Source organism: Neptuniibacter sp. PT8_73 (assembly GCF_047778045.1).
Taxonomy (GTDB): domain Bacteria; phylum Pseudomonadota; class Gammaproteobacteria; order Pseudomonadales; family Balneatricaceae; genus Neptuniibacter.
In genome coordinates, this window is the sequence record NZ_CP180545.1 from 1,693,525 (window position 1) to 1,713,347 (window position 19,823).

The 19,823-nt window shown below is 43.9% G+C and carries 20 protein-coding genes; 6 read left to right on the forward strand and 14 right to left on the reverse strand.

Annotation, left to right across the window (positions count from 1 at the left end; genetic code table 11):
* Nucleotides 1–246: 246 nt before the first annotated feature.
* Complete coding sequence (locus ACMXYN_RS07540; protein ID WP_415894212.1) at nucleotides 247–1,239, forward strand: serine/threonine protein kinase; 993 nt, start codon at nucleotides 247–249, stop codon at nucleotides 1,237–1,239.
* Between the two features lie 17 nt (nucleotides 1,240–1,256).
* Here the strand turns inward: ACMXYN_RS07540 and ACMXYN_RS07545 are convergent, their stop codons facing one another.
* The gene (locus ACMXYN_RS07545) at nucleotides 1,257–2,624 is read right to left on the reverse strand and encodes a diguanylate cyclase (protein ID WP_415894213.1); all 1,368 of its coding nucleotides are present in this window, start codon (nucleotides 2,622–2,624) and stop codon (nucleotides 1,257–1,259) included.
* A gap of 116 nt (nucleotides 2,625–2,740) precedes the next feature.
* On the opposite strand from ACMXYN_RS07545, the gene ACMXYN_RS07550 reads away from it, so the two are divergent.
* Together ACMXYN_RS07550 and ACMXYN_RS07555 are read left to right on the forward strand one after the other, a co-directional pair.
* Nucleotides 2,741–4,666: a DNA topoisomerase III gene (locus tag ACMXYN_RS07550; RefSeq protein WP_415894214.1), complete on the forward strand. Its 1,926-nt coding sequence runs from the start codon at nucleotides 2,741–2,743 to the stop codon at nucleotides 4,664–4,666.
* A 141-nt stretch (nucleotides 4,667–4,807) separates the two neighbouring features.
* Nucleotides 4,808–5,671, forward strand: coding sequence for a LysR substrate-binding domain-containing protein (locus ACMXYN_RS07555; RefSeq protein WP_415894215.1), 864 nt, complete (start codon nucleotides 4,808–4,810; stop codon nucleotides 5,669–5,671).
* Nucleotides 5,672–5,679: 8 nt separating this feature from the next.
* Here the strand turns inward: ACMXYN_RS07555 and ACMXYN_RS07560 are convergent, their stop codons facing one another.
* The 10 genes from ACMXYN_RS07560 to arsC all read right to left on the reverse strand — a co-directional run bounded on the left by ACMXYN_RS07560 (nucleotide 5,680) and on the right by arsC (nucleotide 13,663).
* A complete protein-coding gene (locus ACMXYN_RS07560) occupies nucleotides 5,680–6,570 on the reverse strand; it encodes a LysR substrate-binding domain-containing protein (RefSeq protein ID WP_415894216.1) in 891 nt (296 codons plus the stop codon).
* A gap of 54 nt (nucleotides 6,571–6,624) precedes the next feature.
* Complete coding sequence (locus ACMXYN_RS07565; RefSeq protein WP_415888343.1) at nucleotides 6,625–7,026, reverse strand: hypothetical protein; 402 nt, start codon at nucleotides 7,024–7,026, stop codon at nucleotides 6,625–6,627.
* 125 nt (nucleotides 7,027–7,151) lie between these two features.
* The gene (locus ACMXYN_RS07570) at nucleotides 7,152–8,756 is read right to left on the reverse strand and encodes a GDYXXLXY domain-containing protein (protein WP_415894217.1); all 1,605 of its coding nucleotides are present in this window, start codon (nucleotides 8,754–8,756) and stop codon (nucleotides 7,152–7,154) included.
* Nucleotides 8,749–9,750 (reverse strand): DUF2157 domain-containing protein, encoded by a 1,002-nt coding sequence (locus ACMXYN_RS07575; protein WP_415894218.1) that lies wholly within the window; start codon nucleotides 9,748–9,750, stop codon nucleotides 8,749–8,751. Before ACMXYN_RS07575 ends, ACMXYN_RS07570 begins: the two co-directional genes overlap by 8 nt.
* 70 nt (nucleotides 9,751–9,820) lie before the next feature.
* Nucleotides 9,821–10,075, reverse strand: a complete 255-nt coding sequence (locus ACMXYN_RS07580; RefSeq protein WP_415887908.1) for a zinc ribbon domain-containing protein — start codon at nucleotides 10,073–10,075, stop codon at nucleotides 9,821–9,823.
* A gap of 2 nt (nucleotides 10,076–10,077) precedes the next feature.
* Complete coding sequence (locus tag ACMXYN_RS07585; RefSeq protein ID WP_415881443.1) at nucleotides 10,078–10,548, reverse strand: nucleoside triphosphate pyrophosphohydrolase family protein; 471 nt, start codon at nucleotides 10,546–10,548, stop codon at nucleotides 10,078–10,080.
* Between the two features lie 27 nt (nucleotides 10,549–10,575).
* Nucleotides 10,576–12,222, reverse strand: a complete 1,647-nt coding sequence (locus ACMXYN_RS07590; protein WP_415894219.1) for a SufS family cysteine desulfurase — start codon at nucleotides 12,220–12,222, stop codon at nucleotides 10,576–10,578.
* 8 nt (nucleotides 12,223–12,230) lie between these two features.
* A complete protein-coding gene (locus tag ACMXYN_RS07595; RefSeq protein WP_415888338.1) occupies nucleotides 12,231–12,671 on the reverse strand; it encodes a DUF2069 domain-containing protein in 441 nt (146 codons plus the stop codon).
* Nucleotides 12,672–12,708: 37 nt separating this feature from the next.
* Nucleotides 12,709–13,311 carry an NAD(P)H:quinone oxidoreductase gene (gene wrbA / locus ACMXYN_RS07600; RefSeq protein WP_415894220.1) on the reverse strand — a complete coding sequence of 201 codons (603 nt, stop codon included), beginning with the start codon at nucleotides 13,309–13,311 and terminating at the stop codon, nucleotides 12,709–12,711.
* A gap of 1 nt (nucleotide 13,312) precedes the next feature.
* Nucleotides 13,313–13,663 carry an arsenate reductase (glutaredoxin) gene (arsC, locus tag ACMXYN_RS07605; RefSeq protein ID WP_415881439.1) on the reverse strand — a complete coding sequence of 117 codons (351 nt, stop codon included), beginning with the start codon at nucleotides 13,661–13,663 and terminating at the stop codon, nucleotides 13,313–13,315.
* A gap of 143 nt (nucleotides 13,664–13,806) precedes the next feature.
* Here arsC and ACMXYN_RS07610 point away from each other — a divergent pair, with 143 nt between their 5' ends.
* Genes ACMXYN_RS07610 through ACMXYN_RS07620 form a run of 3 tightly spaced genes read left to right on the forward strand, consistent with a single transcriptional unit; the run spans nucleotide 13,807 to nucleotide 16,431 of the window.
* The gene (locus ACMXYN_RS07610; RefSeq protein ID WP_415894221.1) at nucleotides 13,807–15,060 is read left to right on the forward strand and encodes a YihY family inner membrane protein; all 1,254 of its coding nucleotides are present in this window, start codon (nucleotides 13,807–13,809) and stop codon (nucleotides 15,058–15,060) included.
* An 18-nt stretch (nucleotides 15,061–15,078) separates the two neighbouring features.
* Entirely contained in the window at nucleotides 15,079–15,354 is a 276-nt protein-coding gene (locus ACMXYN_RS07615) for an acylphosphatase (RefSeq protein ID WP_415888335.1), read from the forward strand.
* Nucleotides 15,355–15,399: 45 nt separating this feature from the next.
* Entirely contained in the window at nucleotides 15,400–16,431 is a 1,032-nt protein-coding gene (locus ACMXYN_RS07620; RefSeq protein ID WP_415894222.1) for an HDOD domain-containing protein, read from the forward strand.
* A gap of 65 nt (nucleotides 16,432–16,496) precedes the next feature.
* Here the strand turns inward: ACMXYN_RS07620 and ACMXYN_RS07625 are convergent, their stop codons facing one another.
* The 3 genes from ACMXYN_RS07625 to ACMXYN_RS07635 all read right to left on the reverse strand — a co-directional run bounded on the left by ACMXYN_RS07625 (nucleotide 16,497) and on the right by ACMXYN_RS07635 (nucleotide 19,647).
* Nucleotides 16,497–18,221: a proline--tRNA ligase gene (locus ACMXYN_RS07625; protein ID WP_415894223.1), complete on the reverse strand. Its 1,725-nt coding sequence runs from the start codon at nucleotides 18,219–18,221 to the stop codon at nucleotides 16,497–16,499.
* 78 nt (nucleotides 18,222–18,299) lie between these two features.
* On the reverse strand, nucleotides 18,300–19,142 hold the full coding sequence (locus tag ACMXYN_RS07630) for a mechanosensitive ion channel family protein (RefSeq protein ID WP_415894224.1): 843 nt from the start codon (nucleotides 19,140–19,142) through the stop codon (nucleotides 18,300–18,302).
* A gap of 25 nt (nucleotides 19,143–19,167) precedes the next feature.
* Entirely contained in the window at nucleotides 19,168–19,647 is a 480-nt protein-coding gene (locus ACMXYN_RS07635; RefSeq protein WP_415881433.1) for a DUF523 domain-containing protein, read from the reverse strand.
* Between the last annotated feature and the right edge of the window lie 176 nt (nucleotides 19,648–19,823).

The following is a 19,823-nucleotide window of genomic DNA, read 5'->3' on the forward strand; positions in this document are numbered from 1 at the left end:
ATCACTTTGTTAATGATTTTCGACAGGCAACCAGCATGCCTGTAATCATTGCCTCGTGCTTCGATTGCTCTGTAAGCCTGAGTCGTATATGACTTATTCGCAGGTTCCTGAGGAAACTATAACAAAAGTTCACGCTACTATTTAAAAAATAACGGAAAATAGGACAAATCTATTAGGAATATCACTTGTTCACCTATGGGCTAAAGCGTACCCTGCACCTGCAATCATTTTATAGCTGGATTTTTTATGTCTGAACATGACCTAACACACCCTTTTGAACGGTTAACGCCATCTTTTTTGATGGATGCGGTTGAGAGCCAAGGGCATTGGTGTGATGGTCGTACGTTTCCTCTGAATAGTTACGAGAACCGTGTTTATCAGGTGGGGATAGAAGATCAAGAGCCGATGATTGCCAAGTTCTATCGCCCTCAACGTTGGAGTCGAGAGCAGATTCTAGAAGAGCATGAGTTTAGTTTCGATTTAGCGGAGCAATCTCTGCCTGCTGTGACCCCTTGGCGTAATGAAAAGGGGGAAACCCTGTTTGATTATGAAGGGTTTATGTTCGCTTTGTTTCCTCGCAGAGGAGGGCATGCTCCTGAACTCGATAACCTTGATAATCTTTTTACGCTAGGCCGTTTATTGGGCCGCATGCATCTGGTGGGCGCTTCGAAAAAGTTTGATCACCGACCGACTTTGACCAGCCAAACGTTTGGTCATGACAGCGTTGCATTCTTAAGTGATCGCTTTATTCCGGCTGAACTTAAACCCGCCTATGATTCTGTTGCTAGAGATTTACTGCAGGGTGTAGATGAGATTTTAAAAGCTTGTGGTGAGATAGAACATATTCGTGTCCATGGTGATTGTCACTCTGGCAACATGCTATGGCGTGATGATGCTCCTCACTTTGTCGATTTCGATGATGCCCGGATGGCACCAGCGATGCAGGATATTTGGATGCTGCTTTCTGGTGATCGTAACGAACAGACGCTGCAGTTATCTGAAATAGTTGATGGCTACAATGAGTTTTACGATTTTAAACTCAAAGAACTACGCTTGATCGAAGTCCTTCGCAGTTTGCGAATTTTGCACTACAGCGCATGGCTTGGCCGCCGCTGGGAAGATCCAGCATTTCCTCATAGCTTTAGTTGGTTTAATACGGAGCGTTATTGGGGTGAGCATATTTTGCAACTGCGTGAGCAATTGGCGTTGCTAGATGAAGAGCCTTTAAAGCTTCTATAAAAGTGGATCTGAAAGTACTAAAGCTGCTTAGCGGTAACGACTATATTTCGACCGCGGTCTTTAGCTAAGAAAAGGGCATCGTCGGCACCACTAACAAGTTGGTCGTAATTGGCGTATTGAGCATCCAAAGTTGCACAGCCTAAGCTTGCTGAAAGAGCATAGTATGAGCTGCGAAGCTTTACTTTTGTATTTAGTGCTTTTCTAATTCTTTCTGCACAAACTTGAGTGTCAGCCTCGTCGCTATGAGGTAACAAAACAATAAACTCTTCGCCACCATAACGTGCTGCAATATCTCCAACTCTTAACATTGATTCGATTATCTTGGCCGACTTTTGAAGCACATAATCACCTGCTTGATGCCCATAGTTATCATTAATCTGCTTAAAAAAATCTAAGTCGATCATGATGATCGATAAAGGTAGTTGATATCTTTGTGCTCGATGTATTTCTGTATCTGCTAGTTCTCTGAAATGCTGCCTATTAAAGAGTGATGTAAGGGGGTCACTAATCGAGCGTTGATAAGTTTTGTTTAATAGGCTGCACGTAAAACCGCTGAGTAAACCGAGAATCAGAGAGCCTAGGGTTGCCCAACCAGTTAAATATGACATCGGTATGCCATGCACATGCTCATCATTATCAAGTCGCGCTGAAAGTTGCCAAAAACCACCGGGTACCTCTATGAAGCCGCTAAGGTATTCATCTTCAAATACTGATGTAGAACCGAAAAAGACGTCCCCTTGCTTGCCTTTGGCGTCACTTCCACGGATAGCATAAGTTGCAAGTTCATCGCTTAAAGCTAACCCAGTCTCTTTGAATATTCGATCTAAATCTATGATGAGGGTAATGAACCCCCAGAATTTAGTTTCTGTATCTTCTCGGTTGTAAAGGGGTTGTCTGGCAATGACTCCTCTTCCTCCTTGAATTAGATCTAATGGACCTGCCATGATCATCTCTTTCATTGCTATAGATCGCTCGACGACTTCTCTTTGTTCGGGGATTTTTCGTAGGTTTAATCCAATCACTTTATTGCCATCAATGATGGGGTAAATGTGCTTAACGATTGCATCGGGAGCCAATTGAGCTTGTCGAATGGTTGTTCTAGTGGACAAAAACCGTGTGGCCAAAACCTGAAAGTCGTTTTCATCTATATCGTTTTGTAGCAAAAGTAGTGATTCCAAAGCTTCGATAATGATGAGGTTGTCATCCAGCGCGAGCTGAATGCGCGAAGTGAGATAATTGATTCTAGCTTCAACCTGCGCTTTATCTTGTTGATCATGGATATTGTGATCTAATTTAACCAGCCATCCAGTAGTAACAAATGCACATGCGGTGACGATTAGACCGACCAGCCAAGGTAAACAAAATCGAAGTGTAAATTTCCGCATGCTCTGAACACACCACTGCAAATTTCGGTGAATATACATAAGCGTAGCTGTTTTTTCTGGAATGACAGGAGTGTTTAGATTACTCTTAAGCTGTTTTTATATACAGTACTTTGAGTATGCGTTTATTCATAGCCGAAAAGCCAAGTTTAGGTAGGGCCATTGCAGATGTGTTGCCTAAGCCATTAAAAAAAGAAGATGGTTGTATTCGTGCCGCAAATGGTGATGTGGTTAGTTGGTGTTTTGGTCATCTTTTGGAGTTAGCTGAGCCAAGTGAATATGACCCTCGCTTTAAACAATGGAATCTGCAACACCTTCCCATTATCCCTTCTGAATGGAAGATGCAGGCTAAGCCAAAAACGCGTAAGCAGATAGCGTTACTAAGAAAACTCTGTAAAGAGGCTGAAGAGCTTGTTCATGCAGGCGATCCTGATCGTGAAGGGCAACTGCTGGTTGATGAAGTAATCGACTTTCTGAAACTGCCCCAGTATAAGCGCCAAAGCATGAAACGCTGCCTGATCAGCGACCTCAACCCAAGTGCTGTGAAAAAAGCGATTGCGCAGTTAAGAGATAACCGTGAGTTTATTCCTCTTTCTGTATCAGCTTTGGCGCGGAGTCGAGCAGATTGGCTTTACGGTATTAATCTAACTCGTGCATATACGTTGCAAGGGCAATCAGCAGGCTATCAAGGGGTTTTATCAGTTGGAAGGGTGCAGACACCGGTACTGGGATTGGTGGTAAGACGTGATCAGGCGATCGATGACTTCAAAGCAAAACCATTTTATGAAGTTCTAGCTCATCTCAAGACAGATACCGAAGATAGATTTAAAGCTAAATGGCAGCCGAGTGAAGCTTGTCAAAAATGGCAAGATGAAGAGGGGCGAGTTCTCTCTAGACCATTAGCGGAAAACGTTGCTGGGCGCATTACAGCTAAACCCGGTGAAGTAACTGCTTTAGATAAAAAGCCTAAAAAGGCTGGAGCACCACTTCCTTACAATTTATCTGCATTGCAGATTGATGCGAACAAGCGTTTTGCTTTAAATGCTCAGCAAGTTCTGGATACCTGCCAAAGTTTGTATGAAAAACACAAACTGATTACTTATCCGCGTTCGGACTGTCGCTACTTGCCCCATGGGCATTTTGCTGAGGCTACAAAAGTGTCTTCAGCAATTTTTAATCATTGCCCGCAATTTCAGCAGCATCAGAGCCAGATTGATTTAAGCAAAAAAGGGAAGGCTTGGAACGATCGTAAAGTTGAAGCCCATCATGCGATTATTCCGACCAGCAAAACCGTAGACTTTTCTCGTCTTAATAAAACTGAGCAGCAAGTGTATGAGCTGGTGGCTAGACAGTATCTGATCCAGTTTATGCCAGATCATCGCTATTCAGAAACACGAGTCGAGGTGTTGATTGAAGGCGGTAGGTTTACTGCTTCCGCTAAACAAGTACTAGATGTCGGCTGGAAGGTCCTGTTTGGTAAAAAAGAGGGCGAAGACGATCAAGCACAACTACCGAATCTCACTGTGGGGCAGATGCTTTATTGTGAGCAAGGTGAGATATTAGATAAAGAAACCCAGCCACCTAAACCTTTTACCGACGCTACGCTTTTAGCAGCCATGACAGGTATTGCGCGATTTGTTGAAGATGCAGATGTTAAAAAGGTGCTTAAGGAAACCGATGGCTTAGGTACTGAAGCGACAAGAGCAGGCATCATTGAATTACTGTTTAAACGTGGTTTCTTGCAGCGACAGGGTAAAACCATTCGCAGCACCGAAGCAGGCAGAGCGCTAATAAATAGTCTCCCAGATAACACGAGTAAGCCTGATATGACTGCCCGTTGGGAGGCTTCATTGAATGATATCAGTGAGCAGAAGTTAAATTATCAAACATTTATGCAGCCTTTAACTGATGAGATCTCTTTGATGATTCAGAAGGCGAGTAGTATGGATGTGCAACTGCTACGTAATATCAAACAACAGCCGAAACCTGCTTATAAGAAAACACGTAGAAGGAAGGCCAAACCCAAGGCTAAATCCAAAGCTTAAGGTGAATAAAGCTATCTAGTTGGCAGTTAATCTATTTAGGGTTTATCTCAATATCTTGTGCTCGATATATCTCATATAATGACGCTTTTATGTAAGTCATTCACTTCTGATGAACTAAGTATTGGAAGCGCAGGGTAATATATGGAACTTCTCTCACTCAAAACCTTTAAATACGTAGTTGAATTCGGTGGCGTTCAAGCGGCATCGAAAGAGCTACATACTGTTCAATCTAACGTCACCGCACGGATTAAAAGATTGGAAGAAGAGATAGGTTCGCCCCTGTTTTATCGTAAAGGGCGCAAACTTGAGCTGACTCCAACCGGTTATACCTTGATGGATTACGCCAACCAATTGCTACAGCTGGAGCATCAGGCGAGTATCGCGGTTAAGCAAGTAGGTGAAGCGACAGGGGAGATTCGGATTGGATCTATGGAATCTTTTGCCGCGGTTCGTATGCCTGGCTTGATCCAATCTCTACGAAAAAAACACCCTAATCTGTTACCTAGGGTGCAAACAGAAACCAGTGGTCAATTGATAGAATCTGTTCTTAATTACAAACTTGATTGTGCCTTTGTCGGTGGGCCTGTACAGCACAAGGATCTTGTTTGTCGTCAGGTGTTGATGGAAGAGCTGGTTTTGGCCACTGCGAAAGGAGTGGATGTTCCAGACTCGTTAATCATGTTCAGACAAGGCTGTGCGTACAGAGATAAGGCTCTAAATTGGCTACGTGATAACGGCAGATTAGACACTGAGGTGTTAGATATGGGAACTCAAGAAGGGATCTTGGGTTGTGTGGCTGTAGGTTTAGGTTTTACCTTAGTGCCTAGGAAAGTTGCAGAAGAGTCGAGGTATGCAAAAGATTTAAACCTCGAGGTGCTTGATGATCAGTTTAGCCAGATACCTACAATTATGATTACGCATAAAAACGCAATTGATATGGTAGGTATAGATACCTTGCTAGCGCTGTTTGATGGTAAACCACCTGAGTGGGAATCAGCTGCTTAATTAAGTTGCTATTTAAGCCAAGGATGGGCTTTTAGATTTTCAACAACATGGTCTAGGAATAAACGGACCTTAGGATTAAGGTTTTTGCGGCTAGGGTAGAGCGCATGGATACCTACAGTAGGTACCTTATAATCGGCTAATACTTCTTTTATCTCACCCGACTCCAGTTCATCAATACAGAATGCTTTCGGTAAGCGAGCAATGCCAAGGTTGCGTTTAAGCATCTCCAGGCTGAAGCTCAAGCTATTCGCACGTAAACGGAAGTTAATGGAAATTGCTTTACCTTCATTCCAGTTTTCAAAGACCCATTCATTGGAGTTTAGATGAGTACCGATACATTGATGTTCTTTTAAATCGTCCGGAGTTAGTGGTTCACCAAAGCGATCGATATAGGCTTGGCTGGCATATAACTTAGAAGACGCATTGGCGATCTTACGCCCTACGAGACTCGAGTCATCTAAATTTCCTACACGCAGTGCTAAGTCGATACCTTCTTGGACTAGATCGACGACACGAGGGCTGAGCTCTATATCGATCTGAATGAGCGGGTACTTCTCCATAAAGCTGGAAATCAGGTCATTCATAATGAATATCCCAATTTCAGGCGGCATGGTAATACGTAACCGACCCTTGGGCTCACCTTGAGTGGAAGTTACGTGATTCTCGATATCTTCTAGTTCAGAAAAAAGGGGCAGGCAGCGTTCGTAGAAGTTTTGGCCGTCAGCCGTGAGGTTTAACTTACGAGTCGTACGTTGTAAAAGTCTTAAACCTAAGTCATCTTCAAGCTGGGTGATACGTCGGCTTATGGTCGATTTTTGAATGCCTAATTTATCCGCAGCTGCGGTAAATCCATTGTGCTCAATAACCTGAATAAACAAACGGACATCGTTAAGATTCATAGACAGCTACAACTACGTAAGATTACTTGAGGTCAGTTTGATATAACTCAGAATTTAGGAACAGCTACCTTGGGTTGTCAGTACAACAGAAGGTGTTGTGGTCTTAACACTCTGGAAGCTCATATCTGATTTATTAATGGTCAAGTTGGTTGTGTCCATACCACCCATAACTGGGTCTTTAGCTGTTCGACTTAACTTGATCTGTTCATCAGACTGTTCAACGCTAAAGCCTGCAACACCGTTTACAACAGCAGAGCCATTTTTGATTACGACAGAATAACTGCAGCGACCTTGCGGGCAGTTGCGTGTCTTCGGTGCTTTCATAAATGGAGCGGTGTAACTGGCATGTGTGTAGGAGCACGTATATTGCTTATCTTCGGCAACAGCAGTTAATGGCGTTGCGATACCTGCAGTCAAAGCAATACTCGCGACAAGTAGATTAATTTTGGTGTTCATAATCCTTCCCCGTAGTTTCCTTTAGTAAGTCTAGGGTAAATTTTCAATCCCTGAAAGCCTAAGTCTTAGTTTAACCCTGATAGCTTCCTGTTTTTTCAAATAAATTACCTAATTTATTGAAAAAATTAAGGACTGTTAGTGCCTATTACTTCGAGTGATTCATCAACTAAGGCATACAACAGTAGCTCTCCACTATCATCTGTTTTGAACATGCCGTATTTTGCCGCTTCATATCTTTCCGCTGTACCTTCTTGGAAGAAAAAAGCATTGGTTGCAAATTGTACTCGGCTATTGCGAATACGGTATTGAAGAATAGCTTGGTTCGATGCGAGTTCTATATCCTTTTCTGAACGGGTTAAAAGCTGCAAAAAACTAGCCTTATGATTGTCATCTAACTTAACTAAAAGAAAGCCATCAGCAGGGACGTCCTTAAGTGAACGACTAAATGCTTTATTGGTGATTTGGAATCTAAGTCGCATGTAATCACCTTGCATCAAGGACCGAGGGTCTACAGGCGCAAGCTCTAATAAAACGGTTTTACCTTCAGCCAATAAGGTCTCTTTTTGGTAGATATTAATATTTACCGCTATTAGCAAGAGCAATGCAGTGAGTAATGCGCCCCATTTAGCTCGGTTCATTTGGGCAACATGGCTAAGGCCTATTTTCTTCTTTGGTAGATAGATCTTGCTCAGGAGAAGGTAACTGGCTAACGCAACCGTGCCTAAACCCACTAAATAGATTGATTTAACCAGTAAGGTTTCCTGAAGGTTGTAGTAATACCAAGATACAAAACTAATTAATGCAACTAGACCCAAGCCGAGCAGGGCGCGTTGCTGTCTATGAAAGCCGACTAACAGTAACAAGAGTGCAGCAGGTAAACCGGCAATCGTAAATGAGGTTGCGGCCATGATAATAATTAGAGCTACATAGCCAGCAATGTTTTTACTGTCTTTTGTAACTTGTTGCTCTTTGAATATATAAGCTAGTAGAAATGCGAAAGTGGCTATTTGTGCAATCGAGCCTATCAGAGGGCCGTTAAGTTGCAGAAAGCCAACATCACTGATCTTGTAGAGAAATGAGAGTTCATTTTGTAACAGCGAATGACCACTAAACTGTAATAGCGAGATGGCCATACCGTAGCTGATAGGAATCAGAAACTTATGCCACTTTAGCCATTGCTGTTCTTTACACCAGATCAAGGTAAAAGCGAGGGCGGCTACAGCACTATCTAGCCCATGTATACCTTGGCGGTTTAAACCCCAGAATAGAGCGATCATGGCAAACCAACTCGAGATGACTCTATGTAGGAAGCTCGGCATTACAAGGGCTAGGACCGCTTGGTAGATCGCTAGCGCCAGAAAAACCGTAACTTCATTATCTCCCAGAAATTCAAATAAACCCCAGCCAAACATAAATTGGCCGCAAATACTGATTGCTAAAGCTAATTGATTGTAGAAAGGGGACTCGCCACTGTGACGATAGATGGTATAGGCGCCAATGGAACATCCGAGTCCAGCGACCATCAGTAGAATATGGTTATCATAACGGAATAACCAACCGAATATACTGCCCACAAAGCCAAGCATAAACAAAGCTGCTAACCAGCCAGAGAAACCTTGCATCAGATGGATAAACCAAGCTGATTGGCTGGGGTGCTCTTCTGGTTGATCCGCAGTGACTATCCCTTCGGTTTGTAGTTTCTGCCAAAGTGCTCGATCTGAATTAGTCATCTTGAGCACTCCTTTGCTGTTTTTGAACTTGGTATAGATTCTTTAGCCAAATTCCTGCCGCCGTGGACATGCCGATAATTGCCAAACTGATAACCAAAAATGCACCGCCATCGAATGCATCGCCGAAGGTTTTAATCAGCAAGGAGCTTGCAGTGATAATAAGGCTGGTGGCTACACCGGAGAGAACAAATAGATCTAGTTGGCAGTGGCGATAGTAGTAGAAAGCGATAGATATCCAGATCAGATAGAAGAGTCCGCCCCAATGAAAATCATCAAAATCAAAGATGGACCACATTGCTAACCAAGTTGCCAGCGACCCTGTGAAGAAGAGGGTAATTTGAATAGCAAAGCGATTCTTAATAAAACACTGCTTAAATCTGTATCCGAACTCCAAAATCAAAATAAACGCGGTATTGATGGCTAAAAAGATACTGGTCAGATCTTCACTTCTAAACAAGAAGCCAAATAGTCCACGGAAGGTTTCGGAATAGAGGTAGAGTGCGAGATTGACCAAGGTGATAAAGATCATCCAGACCGTGCTTGCGCGATGAATAATAGCCCAGGGAAGAGTGAATATTGCCCAGATAGCAAAAAGCTGCCAAGGGTCGGCACTGGTTTGATATATTTGACCTACAAGAGCCAGTAGCGCTCCAGTTAATAAAGTAATCAGCGTGATACAGCTGATACCAGAAATGCTGTGATGGTCTAATCGTGAATAGACTATGCCTGCAAGCACAATAGTGCTTTGAAGTGTTGCAAACTTGGTGAAATTAGAAATAGATTGCCAGTTGAAGGCAAAAAAGAAAATTACGCCCGCAGCAAGTGCTACAGCACTAAGCCAGAGAAGTAACTTCGCTGTGAAAGCCAACCATTGATTGTTGCTTGGAGAGGCTTGGGTCAGCGCTAAAGCACGCTCTACATCGTCTGGTTTGATATGGCCTTGTTTGGCCCAATTCAGAATAGTATGTCGTTCTGGTGTTTGCCCTGAAAGCATAGTTTGGCATCCAGCCTTTGAAAAAGTGAGTGACTCGTATTATCTACTATCACTCACCTTTCTATGCCTGTCAAAAACCGCAGCCACCACTTGGACAGCCGCCACCACTCATGCATGGAGGCGCTTCAGGGTTTTTGAGCGTCGAACTTTTAACAACTCCTGCGGTTGATAAAAGTTTTGTAACTTCCGAGTCTTCAGGGATCCCTTGTGGGTCTAGATTAGCGAGAATACATAGCTCACCCCAAGTCTTAGGGGTTAGAGCCATAGTGTGCTTCACTTCAACCACATCGCCTGTCGCTTCAATGCGATAATCGTATGTAGGCATAATTAGTCCAGTTTAGGTTCATGCCAGTTGATAGATTTTAGGAATTTGTGAGCTGGGTAGAATTTACCGTCGCTGCCTTCCTGATCCTTGGAGGATTTGATGTAGGCTTCAGGTAGTTCACCGCCTACGTATACATCCAGTTGCTTTTCATTCTGGTAAAAAGCCAATGTTTGGTCAACTTCGTCCTGCGTCTTACACAGCTTAGATAGGTTGCTTGCTTGAACAGCAGCCATATCTTTGTCGGCATCAATACCCATGATGTGGGCCATACCGTAAGTCACAACAAGGATATCTGCTACAGCATCACGAATTTCAGAGGTATCTTTGTTTTCGAGTCCTTCAACTAATTCAGCTAGCTCTTCTTTGATTAGGTGTAATTGCTTGCCAGCTTTTTCCCAATTTGGGTTCTCAAGGTTGCCTTGTTCATTACCAAATACGGTGTTTAGGTAAGAAACGTCAGTAAAGTTGCTCATTGTTGCTCCAAAAGGAATTCAGTTGTCTTAGTTTGCTTGTTGGGCAAACTGATAAATTTTGTCGATGACAGCACGCAGTCCGTTACCACGTGATGGGCTTAGATGACGATCAAGTTCTAGTTGCTTAAACAAACCGTCGAGATCAAAAGCACAGATCTGATCCGCTGTTTTATGGTTGAAAGCGGTTTCAACCAATACCAGTAATCCACGAATAATACGGGCATCTGAGTCAGTAGCAAAGGTTAACGTGTCGTTGGGCTCTTTATTAATGACCAGCCAAGTATTACTTTCACAGCCTTTAACGAGGTGTTCGTCTGTCTTTAACTGTTGGGGAAGGCCTTTAGCAGATTTCCCAAGCAGCATTATTTCTCTGTAGCGAGCATTCCAGCCTGAGATACCTTTAAGCTTATCGATCAAGGATTCTGGCGATGAGTTTGATTCAACAGCCACAGCCGTAGGGCGAGTAATCGAATCCAGTGTCTGAATGAAATGGTTCACTTCCGCTTCAGTATTATAAAAAGCGAAAGATGCTCGTGTCGTACCCGGTAAGCCCAGCCTTTGCATTAGAGGCATTGCGCAGTGATGGCCTGTACGTACAGCAATACCTTGTTGATCTAAGAGCAAACCAATATCTTGCTGATGTTGATCGATCAGTGTGAAAGATACCAAGCTGACACATTCAGATGCTGAGCCAATACGATTAAACCCTTTGATTTGAGAGCAGCCATCGATAGCTGTTTTAAGCAAATGTTGTTCGTGTTGTTCCAGCAATGATCGATCAAAACCAGATAACCAGTTCAGCGCGGTTGCTAAACCGATGGTGGCACTGATATTCGGTGTGCCTGCTTCAAACTTGAAAGGCAGATCGTTATAAGTCGTTTGATCAAAACTCACGTGTTTGATCATCTCTCCCCCGCCTTGCCAAGGGGGCATAGCAGATAAAAGATCTTCTTTGCCGTATAAAACACCAATACCTGTTGGAGCAAAAATCTTATGCCCCGAGAACAGGTAAAAATCTGCATCGAGATCTTGAAGGTCAACCTGAAGGTGAGGTAAAGCTTGGGCGCCATCGATAAGCACTAGCGCGCCAGCCTGATGAGCTAATTCTACAATGCGTTTTACGGGATTGATTGTGCCCAGCGCATTGGATGCATGAGTTACCGCAACTAAGCGGGTTTTATTGGAAAGTAATTTTTCAAATTGCTCTAGATCTAACTCTCCATTGTCTAAGAGCGGAATGATTTTTAGAGCAACGCTATTTCGCTGAGCAAGCATCTGCCAAGGAACGATATTAGCGTGATGTTCAAGTGTACTTAAGATGATCTCGTCGCCAGCTTTTAACTGCTGCCCCCAGCTGTTGGCAACTAGGTTGATCCCTTCAGTTGTACCCCGTGTCCAGATGATCTCTTTTTCACTACGGGCATTCAGATAGCGAGCAACGGTGCTGCGAGCAGACTCAAAAAGCAGTGTCGCATCCGCACTAAGCGCATGACTTGCGCGGTGAACATTAGCGTTGCTCTGCTGATAATAATCAGAGACAGAATCTATGACACATTGCGGCTTTTGAGTTGTGGCGGCATTGTCTAAATAGATTAAAGAGTTTCCATTAACTGTTTGATCTAAAATGGGAAACTGCTTTCTTATGCCCTGTAATAAAGTCTTAGGATCTCGCATGCTTTGGCTTAGCTATCCTTAGATGCTTCATCTTTATCTGCAGCTTGTTCAGCCCAGTGAGCCAGCTGTTTGTTATAGCGCGCACGCCAGCGTGTATACATCATAGCGCTGGTGAAAAGCGTACCTACAAGTAAGGAATAGCCAATGCCATAGATAGCTGTATTTGGATTAGTCGCAGCTAATACCGCCTGCATAAACAGCAGCAGAAGTACGAAGCAAAGCCATGCGTGTCCACGAGGATTACCTTTAATAATCACCCCTGCAAATGCTAGCAGTGGAGCCATATGAATAAGCCAAATAACCCAAGGTTTTCCGGTTGGAACAGGAATAAGGAAAAGGTGCCAAAGCGTAAACCAACCAAGCAAACCTAGGTAGCTTCCTACACAAAGGATACGCCCTAATTTAGCTTTGCTTTGATAATCGTGATCATCAGGAATATATGCTTTCAACTGCTTGTACTCTCGTGGTTTTACTAGGCGTTTAAAATTAAACGTTGTTTGCTAATCGGCGGGCCAGTTCACCCAAGCGCTTACCTTGGGCAATACATAAATTCTTTTCGATTGGGTCTAGCTCATTGCTATTGTCTGGCCCCGCTACATGTGTCGGCCCATAAGGAGTGCCGCCGCTTTTAGTTTTTAATAACTCAGATTCGGAATAGGGCAAGCCAGCAATGACCATGCCGTGATGTAGTAAAGGCATCATCATGGTAAGCAAAGTGGTTTCTTGGCCACCATGTAAGCTAGAACTGGAGCTAAACACAGCAGCAGGCTTATCAATCAGCGCACCTGACATCCATAAGCTGCTAGTGCTATCGATAAAGTACTTTAATGGCGATGCCATATTTCCAAAACGAGTCGGGCTCCCTAACGCTAAACCAGCACAGTTGGCTAAATCCTGTTCGGAGCAGTAAAGCGCGCCTTGATCAGGAATTGAAGGTTCTGTTGCTTCAGCAATCGTTGAAACTTCAGGTACTGTGCGAAGACGAGCTTCAATACCGGACTGTTCTACACCACGGGCAATATGTTTAGCCATCGATTGCGTGGCACCGTGGCGGCTGTAGTACAGAACGAGGACGTAGGGAGCGCTCATGTTAGATGATTTCCAGAACAGACTCTGGTGGACGACCGATTCGTGCTTGATCGCCTTTGATAACGATAGGGCGTTCGATTAGTTTTGGCACATTGGTCATGATCTCAATGATCTGATCTTCAGAAAGAGACATATCATCTAAGCCGTTTTCTTTGAATTCAGCTTCTTTTTTGCGAAGTAGATCGCGAGCAGAAATGCCTAACTGGCTTAGCACTACTTTCAGCTCATCAGCAGAAGGCGCTTCATCAAGATATTTACGAACTTGTGGCTCTACACCGTTCTCTTCTAATAGTGCTAGAGTCTGGCGAGACTTAGAACAACGCGGGTTGTGATAGATAGTTACTTCACTCATTGTGCTATACCGTACTAAGGGATCAAGGTGAAATGATCCGTTCATTGTGTTGGATTATGCGATATTGTATACGCCTGTGTTGCAGATTTCATGAAGGAACTGCATTTTAGGCCAGTGCTTAGCTGATTATTATGAGGATGGAAATGGCTTCGCTGTTAAATCACCGCGTTACACTGTTTATTCGTTATCTATTTCGACAGTTTCTGCAGAACCAAGGGATTCTTAATGCGGCGGCATTAACTTATACCACGCTGTTTGCTGTAGTCCCATTGATGACTGTGTCTTACGCGATGTTGGCGGCAGTTCCGTCTTTTCAAGGAGTGGGACAGGAACTACAAGGATGGGTATTTGATAATTTCGTGCCTGCCACCGGCGCCGTAGTACAGGATTACCTCAACGATTTCTCTTCTCAAGCACGTAAATTAACCGCAGTAGGTATCGCACTGCTGGCCATCACATCGATTATGATGATGAAAAATATAGAGGCTGCATTTAACCGTATCTGGCGAGTTAATGAGCCTCGTAAAGGACTATCAAGCTTTCTGCTTTATTGGGCTATTTTGAGCCTCGGGCCAATTTTGATCGGTTTAGGCTTGGTTTTAACTTCTTATATCGCAAGTTTACCGTTTATCAGTGAGGCGACAGAAGCGGTGGGTCGTGCGCGCTTATTGTCAGCATTACCTACAATCTTGTCAGCTACCGCTTTTACTTTGATGTATGTCGCTGTGCCAAACTGCCCAGTACCCTTTAAAAGTGCGCTATTAGGCGGTATCGGCGTAGCTCTGTTATTCGAAACGGCAAAAAGAGGTTTCACCGCGTTTGTTACCCAGTTCCCATCGTACGAGTTGATCTACGGTGCTTTCGCAGCCGTACCTTTATTTTTACTTTGGATCTTTATCAGTTGGGTCATTATTTTGATGGGGGCAGAGCTAACGCGCTGTATTACCGTTTATCGGCCTACTGAGCGGGCTAATGATCTTCCACATCTCTATTCGGTTGTGGCGGTGTTACATCGTTTATGGAAGGCGCAACAGCAGGGAGAATCAATCTCGGATCACAAGCTTCTACAAGAGGTGGATGCTTTGGATCAGGGGCGTTGGGATAGCTATCTAAAGATTCTGTTGGAAGGAGGCATTGTTAAGCGCAGTGATCAAGGTGAATACCTATTAAGCCGTGATCTAGGCAGCTTAACGTTATATCAACTTAACCAACTACTTCCTTGGCCTACACCTTTACCGGTAACTACTAGCAGCTTAGTGGAGTGGGAGAGAGTACTTAACGAAAAACTTGTGAAAACTTCAGAACAGGAGCAGCAGGCTTTTTCTCTGACTTTAGAATCATTGTTTTCTGACAAAGATGAAAACAGTATTAGCACTACAAAACAAATAAACGGTTAAATTTTTAGGTTTTTGAAAGTGGCAGATTTATCTATTCATGCATTTGTCAGTGGCCGAGTCCAAGGTGTTTGGTTTAGACAATCAACTAAAGAAAAGGCGCTATCTTTAGGTGTCCAGGGTTGGGTTAGAAACTTAAATGATGGACGGGTCGAACTCATGGCAACGGGTGAAGAGCAGGCTGTGCTTCAGCTCGAAGCTTGGCTTAGCCAAGGGCCTGAGCTTGCGAATGTCGCTGAAGTTATTAGTGAAAGAGTTGATAACATTGATGCGCCTCAAACCTTCGAAGTGCGTTAATCGACTACACTGCAATTGATGTCTTAACAGTCTTTGGAGTGGACTATGTTTGCCAAATTAAAATCTATCTTTGGCTTTAGTACGGACAGCTCAGCGAATAAGAGCAAACAGGATTCAGCAATTGCAGTGGAAGGCCCTCAAGTAGCTGAAACAGCAGAATCAGACGCTTCCCCGCAATCAGTAGAGCATTCACGTGAATTAACTCTCTCATTTATAAGTAACTTATTGGGTGTGCGCGCTGTTGCGACAGAGGCAACACTCAAGCAGGAAGAGCTGCTGCGCGCTGCGCTAGATGAAGAGATGGTCGGCTTAAGCGAAGAGTCGATACCTAAGCTATCCAAAAACGCGCTTTCGTTGATGAGTGACCTGGTTGATCCTGATACACCTCAATCAAAAATTGTAGTGGCTATCAAAGAAGACCCAGCGCTTGCTGGTAAAGTTATCTCCATTGCCAATTCACCAATGTTTATTGGTTCCGGCATGGAGATTAAAGATTTGGAGCATGCGCTAAGCATGTTGGGCCAGCAACGATTAAAAGATGTTGTTCTATCCTCGTTGGTGGCTGATAAATTTGAGATAGATAGTTTTTACTTCGAAGCGTTTGGAAAGGCACTGTGGGGGCACTCTTCAGAAGTGGCAAACAATGCTAAAAAGATCTCTGAAGCGCTTGGTGGAAATCCAAATCTCGCTTACTTTGTTGGCCTAGTTCACGATGTTGGTAAGCTGATTATCTTTAAAAAGCTTATTCAGCTACATGCCGATGAAAAACAGGAGCCTCATCCGCAAGTTTTCAGTAACTTGTTAGGTGATTATTCTCATGCACTGACCAGACGTGCTTGTGAAGTGTGGGAGCTTCCAGAAACTTGGTATAAGCCTATTCTCGAATTTCAGATGGAAACCCAAGGTGATTTCCGTCAGCCTGAATCGGTAGCGTTGTTCTTGGCTAATGCGTACGCAGAATTGCATGCCTTATTTTGTGAAGGCGAAATCACTGAGTTTGAGTTGGTTTGGCGTCTACAGCAGGCAGGTTCGACCCTTGAGGATTACAGGCAGCTGTATCCAGCTGAAGAGGGTTAAAAAACATAAATAAAAAAACGGGCGTAAAGCCCGTTTTTTTATGAAGTTCTAATCTGAAGTAAAGCTTACAGATTAATACGCTCAGCTAGTAGCGGTAGTACACCGTCTACTGCAACGTCTTGTTTCTCGTCGTCGCGACGGCCTTTGTATTCCAAAGTACCCGCTTCGATACCTCGAGGGGAGATAACAACGCGGTGTGGGATACCCATAAGGTCAGAGTCAGCAAACTTAACGCCAGGGCTAGTCTTCTTATCACGGTCATCCATGATTACATCGTAACCTGCCTGCTGTAGTTCATTGTACAGCTTGTCAGTTAGCTCGCGTACTTCATCAGACTTATCGTATTGAAGCGGAATTAGTGCAACGTGGAATGGAGCGATCGCTTCTGGCCAGATAATACCGCCGTCATCGTGGTTTTGCTCAATCGCAGCTGCAATTACGCGGGTAACACCGATACCGTAACAGCCCATATCCATTACTACAGACTTACCATTTTGATCCAATACTTCCGCACTTAGGGCTTTAGAGTATTTCTGACCAAGCTGGAAGATATGACCCACTTCGATACCGCGTTTGATTTCGATAGTGCCTTCACCACATGGGCTCGGATCACCTTCAACAACGTTACGAAGATCTGCGACTTCTGGTAGATCAACATCACGATTCCAGTTGATACCAAATAGATGCTTACCGTCGATGTTAGCGCCAGCACTGAAGTCAGATGTTTTAGCAACCGTACGGTCAACAATCACTGGGATGTTTAAGCCAACAGGGCCAAGGGAACCAGGGCCTGCACCGATTAGATCACGGATCTGCTCTTCTGTAGCAAATTCTAGTGGCTCAGCAACTTGTGCAAGTTTCTCTGCCTTGATTTCGTTTAACTCGTGATCACCACGAACCAATAGAGCAACAAAATCTGCTTCGCACTCTTCAGATGCTGCAACGATCAACGTTTTAACTGTTTTCTCAATTGGTTGATCAAACTGTTCAACCAATTCATCAATTGTTTTCGCATTTGGCGTATCTACTGTCGTCATCTCAACAGATGGCGCTGCTAGATCGCCTTCAGGAGATAGTGCTTCAGCTAATTCTACGTTTGCTGCGTAATCGCTAACATTAGAGAATGCGATGTCATCTTCACCAGAGTCAGCAAGTACGTGGAACTCGTGAGAAGTAGCACCACCGATTGAACCTGTGTCCGCAAGTACAGGACGGAAATCCAAGCCTAGGCGGTTAAAGATGTTGGTGTAAGTTTGGTGCATTACATCGTAAGTCTGTTGAAGAGATTCCTGACCTACGTGGAAAGAGTATGCGTCTTTCATGATAAATTCACGGGAGCGCATTACGCCAAAGCGAGGGCGAATTTCGTCACGGAATTTCGTTTGGATCTGGTAAAAGTTTGCAGGAAGCTGCTTGTAGCTTTTGATCTCACGACGGATAAGGTCAGTGATTACCTCTTCGTGCGTAGGACCTACACAGAATTCACGGTTGTGACGATCATTAACGCGCAGTAGCTCAGGACCGTAAAGCTCCCAACGGCCAGACTCTTCCCAAAGCTCAGCAGGCTGAATTGCTGGCATTAGAACTTCCATCGCACCGGATTTGTCCATCTCTTCACGAACGATACGCTCAACTTTGCGAAGCGTGCGAAGGCCAAGCGGCAACCAGTTATAAAGACCTGAAGCAACTTTACGAATAAGGCCTGCTCGAAGCATCAACTGGTGGCTGATGACTTCTGCATCGGATGGCGTTTCCTTAACGGTGGATATGAGATACTGGCTAGTGCGCATACTTTTACTCAATCAATTTTAAATTCGTTTCAAATCGCCACATTGTAGGTGGCTGCAGTGGTGCTGCCAAGGAAAAAACTACTCAGCAGCTGCATTTTTCAATGTAACTTCCCGTTGAGGGAATGGAATTTCTATATCAGCGGTTTGAAGTGCTTTAAATACAGCTAAATTCACTTGATATTGCACTTCAAAATAGCGGTCTGTTGGCACCCAATAACGGTAAGCAATATTTATAGAAGAATCGGCAAAGGCTTCGATGCCAACTTGTGGCGGTGATTCTTGCGAGAGTTCATCAAACTGGGCTAAAGATCGTTTGATTACTTGAATCGCAACTTCTGGATCTGCACTGTAGCTAATACCAACAGAGGCTTCGACAACTTTATTAGCGAATGAATTGGTGATCACTTCGCCGACGATGTGCTTGTTTGGAATTGTAATGATCTCGCCGTCTTCTGTGGCCAGTAGGGTATGTGCGAGCTTAATCTCTGTTACGACACCAGAAATATCGTTAATCGTAATTGTATTACCGACGACAAAAGGGCGGGTCAAGATAATGGTGAAACCTGCACCATAATTGGAGAACACGCCTTGTAGAGCTAGTCCAGCGCTTAGAGATACGGCACCGATTGCTGCCACAAAAGGCGCAACGCTGATACCAAATTTACCTAAACAAATCACCAATACCATCGCTACGATTAGCAGCTTTACGGTACTGGCTATAAATAAGCTTAAGGTGATATCAACGCTATTCTTTTCACATAGCTTAAGAGCGAACTTACCTATTGATCGAGCGACAATCAGACCGATCAAAAAAATGATGATCGCGCCAATTACCTGAAAACTGTAATTGACGAAAAAATCTATGACCATATTTGTTAAACGAGTTATGGTTTCTAGCTCGTTTTGAATCTCTTGCTCCATCAATAGGCCTCTTAACTAATTCGTTTCAGGCCGTCATCCTTTCAGAATCTTCGATAAAAGCAAAGAGTTCAGGCAGTTCTTTTTCACTGAATACAGGTATGCCGTTACGCATTAATTCAGCTGCGGCTACACCTGAGCCTTCAACGAGGTTGCCGGAAAAATTACCGTCATAGATACGTTTGTTGCCGCAAGAAGGACTTTTAGCCTTCATAAGCGCGCAAGCGACACCTTCGCGTTTGGCAATTTCTAAGGTTCTTTCAGCACCTGATAAAAACTCAGGCGTAACGTCGTTGCCATCTTGTGTCGTGATTAAAATAGGGAATTTGCACTGAGTTTCTGCTGGTGGGCGCGGTGTGCTTAAGCCACCAGCGACTTCAGGGCAGATAGGGACAAAGCGGCCTTCCTTGTGCCAACGCTGCAATGTTGGGTGGTCAATTAAGTGATGGCCGCCATCATAGCGTACGCGATCACCTAGCATGCAGGCGCTAATTAAAATCTTCTTCATGGTAGTCCATTTTTGTTGTTATTTTTTTGCTGGCACATTCTACTCATGGGTAGAAGGATCGCAATCGACTAAAGTCTAGAATTTAATCAATTCTATTGATAAGGATCATGAAAATTAGGAAGGAGTGATAAATGTGGGGTAGGAGGCGCTAGCTTAGATAAAGCTAGCGCATAGGA

Bases quoted from the DNA above. Each gene is read 5' to 3' on its own strand.
- ACMXYN_RS07585 (WP_415881443.1), bottom strand. From the start codon at position 10,548: ATGAGCAACTTTACTGACGTTTCTTACCTAAACACCGTATTTGGTAAT.
- ACMXYN_RS07545 (WP_415894213.1), bottom strand. From the start codon at position 2,624: ATGCGGAAATTTACACTTCGATTTTGTTTACCTTGGCTGGTCGGTCTA.
- ACMXYN_RS07620 (WP_415894222.1), top strand. From the start codon at position 15,400: ATGTTTGCCAAATTAAAATCTATCTTTGGCTTTAGTACGGACAGCTCA.
- ACMXYN_RS07610 (WP_415894221.1), top strand. From the start codon at position 13,807: ATGGCTTCGCTGTTAAATCACCGCGTTACACTGTTTATTCGTTATCTA.
- ACMXYN_RS07560 (WP_415894216.1), bottom strand. From the start codon at position 6,570: ATGAATCTTAACGATGTCCGTTTGTTTATTCAGGTTATTGAGCACAAT.
- ACMXYN_RS07580 (WP_415887908.1), bottom strand. From the start codon at position 10,075: ATGCCTACATACGATTATCGCATTGAAGCGACAGGCGATGTGGTTGAA.
- ACMXYN_RS07570 (WP_415894217.1), bottom strand. From the start codon at position 8,756: ATGACTAATTCAGATCGAGCACTTTGGCAGAAACTACAAACCGAAGGG.
- ACMXYN_RS07540 (WP_415894212.1), top strand. From the start codon at position 247: ATGTCTGAACATGACCTAACACACCCTTTTGAACGGTTAACGCCATCT.
- ACMXYN_RS07630 (WP_415894224.1), bottom strand. From the start codon at position 19,142: ATGGAGCAAGAGATTCAAAACGAGCTAGAAACCATAACTCGTTTAACA.
- ACMXYN_RS07550 (WP_415894214.1), top strand. From the start codon at position 2,741: ATGCGTTTATTCATAGCCGAAAAGCCAAGTTTAGGTAGGGCCATTGCA.
- arsC (WP_415881439.1), bottom strand. From the start codon at position 13,663: ATGAGTGAAGTAACTATCTATCACAACCCGCGTTGTTCTAAGTCTCGC.
- ACMXYN_RS07625 (WP_415894223.1), bottom strand. From the start codon at position 18,221: ATGCGCACTAGCCAGTATCTCATATCCACCGTTAAGGAAACGCCATCC.
- ACMXYN_RS07565 (WP_415888343.1), bottom strand. From the start codon at position 7,026: ATGAACACCAAAATTAATCTACTTGTCGCGAGTATTGCTTTGACTGCA.
- ACMXYN_RS07575 (WP_415894218.1), bottom strand. From the start codon at position 9,750: ATGCTTTCAGGGCAAACACCAGAACGACATACTATTCTGAATTGGGCC.
- ACMXYN_RS07635 (WP_415881433.1), bottom strand. From the start codon at position 19,647: ATGAAGAAGATTTTAATTAGCGCCTGCATGCTAGGTGATCGCGTACGC.
- ACMXYN_RS07590 (WP_415894219.1), bottom strand. From the start codon at position 12,222: ATGCGAGATCCTAAGACTTTATTACAGGGCATAAGAAAGCAGTTTCCC.
- ACMXYN_RS07555 (WP_415894215.1), top strand. From the start codon at position 4,808: ATGGAACTTCTCTCACTCAAAACCTTTAAATACGTAGTTGAATTCGGT.
- wrbA (WP_415894220.1), bottom strand. From the start codon at position 13,311: ATGAGCGCTCCCTACGTCCTCGTTCTGTACTACAGCCGCCACGGTGCC.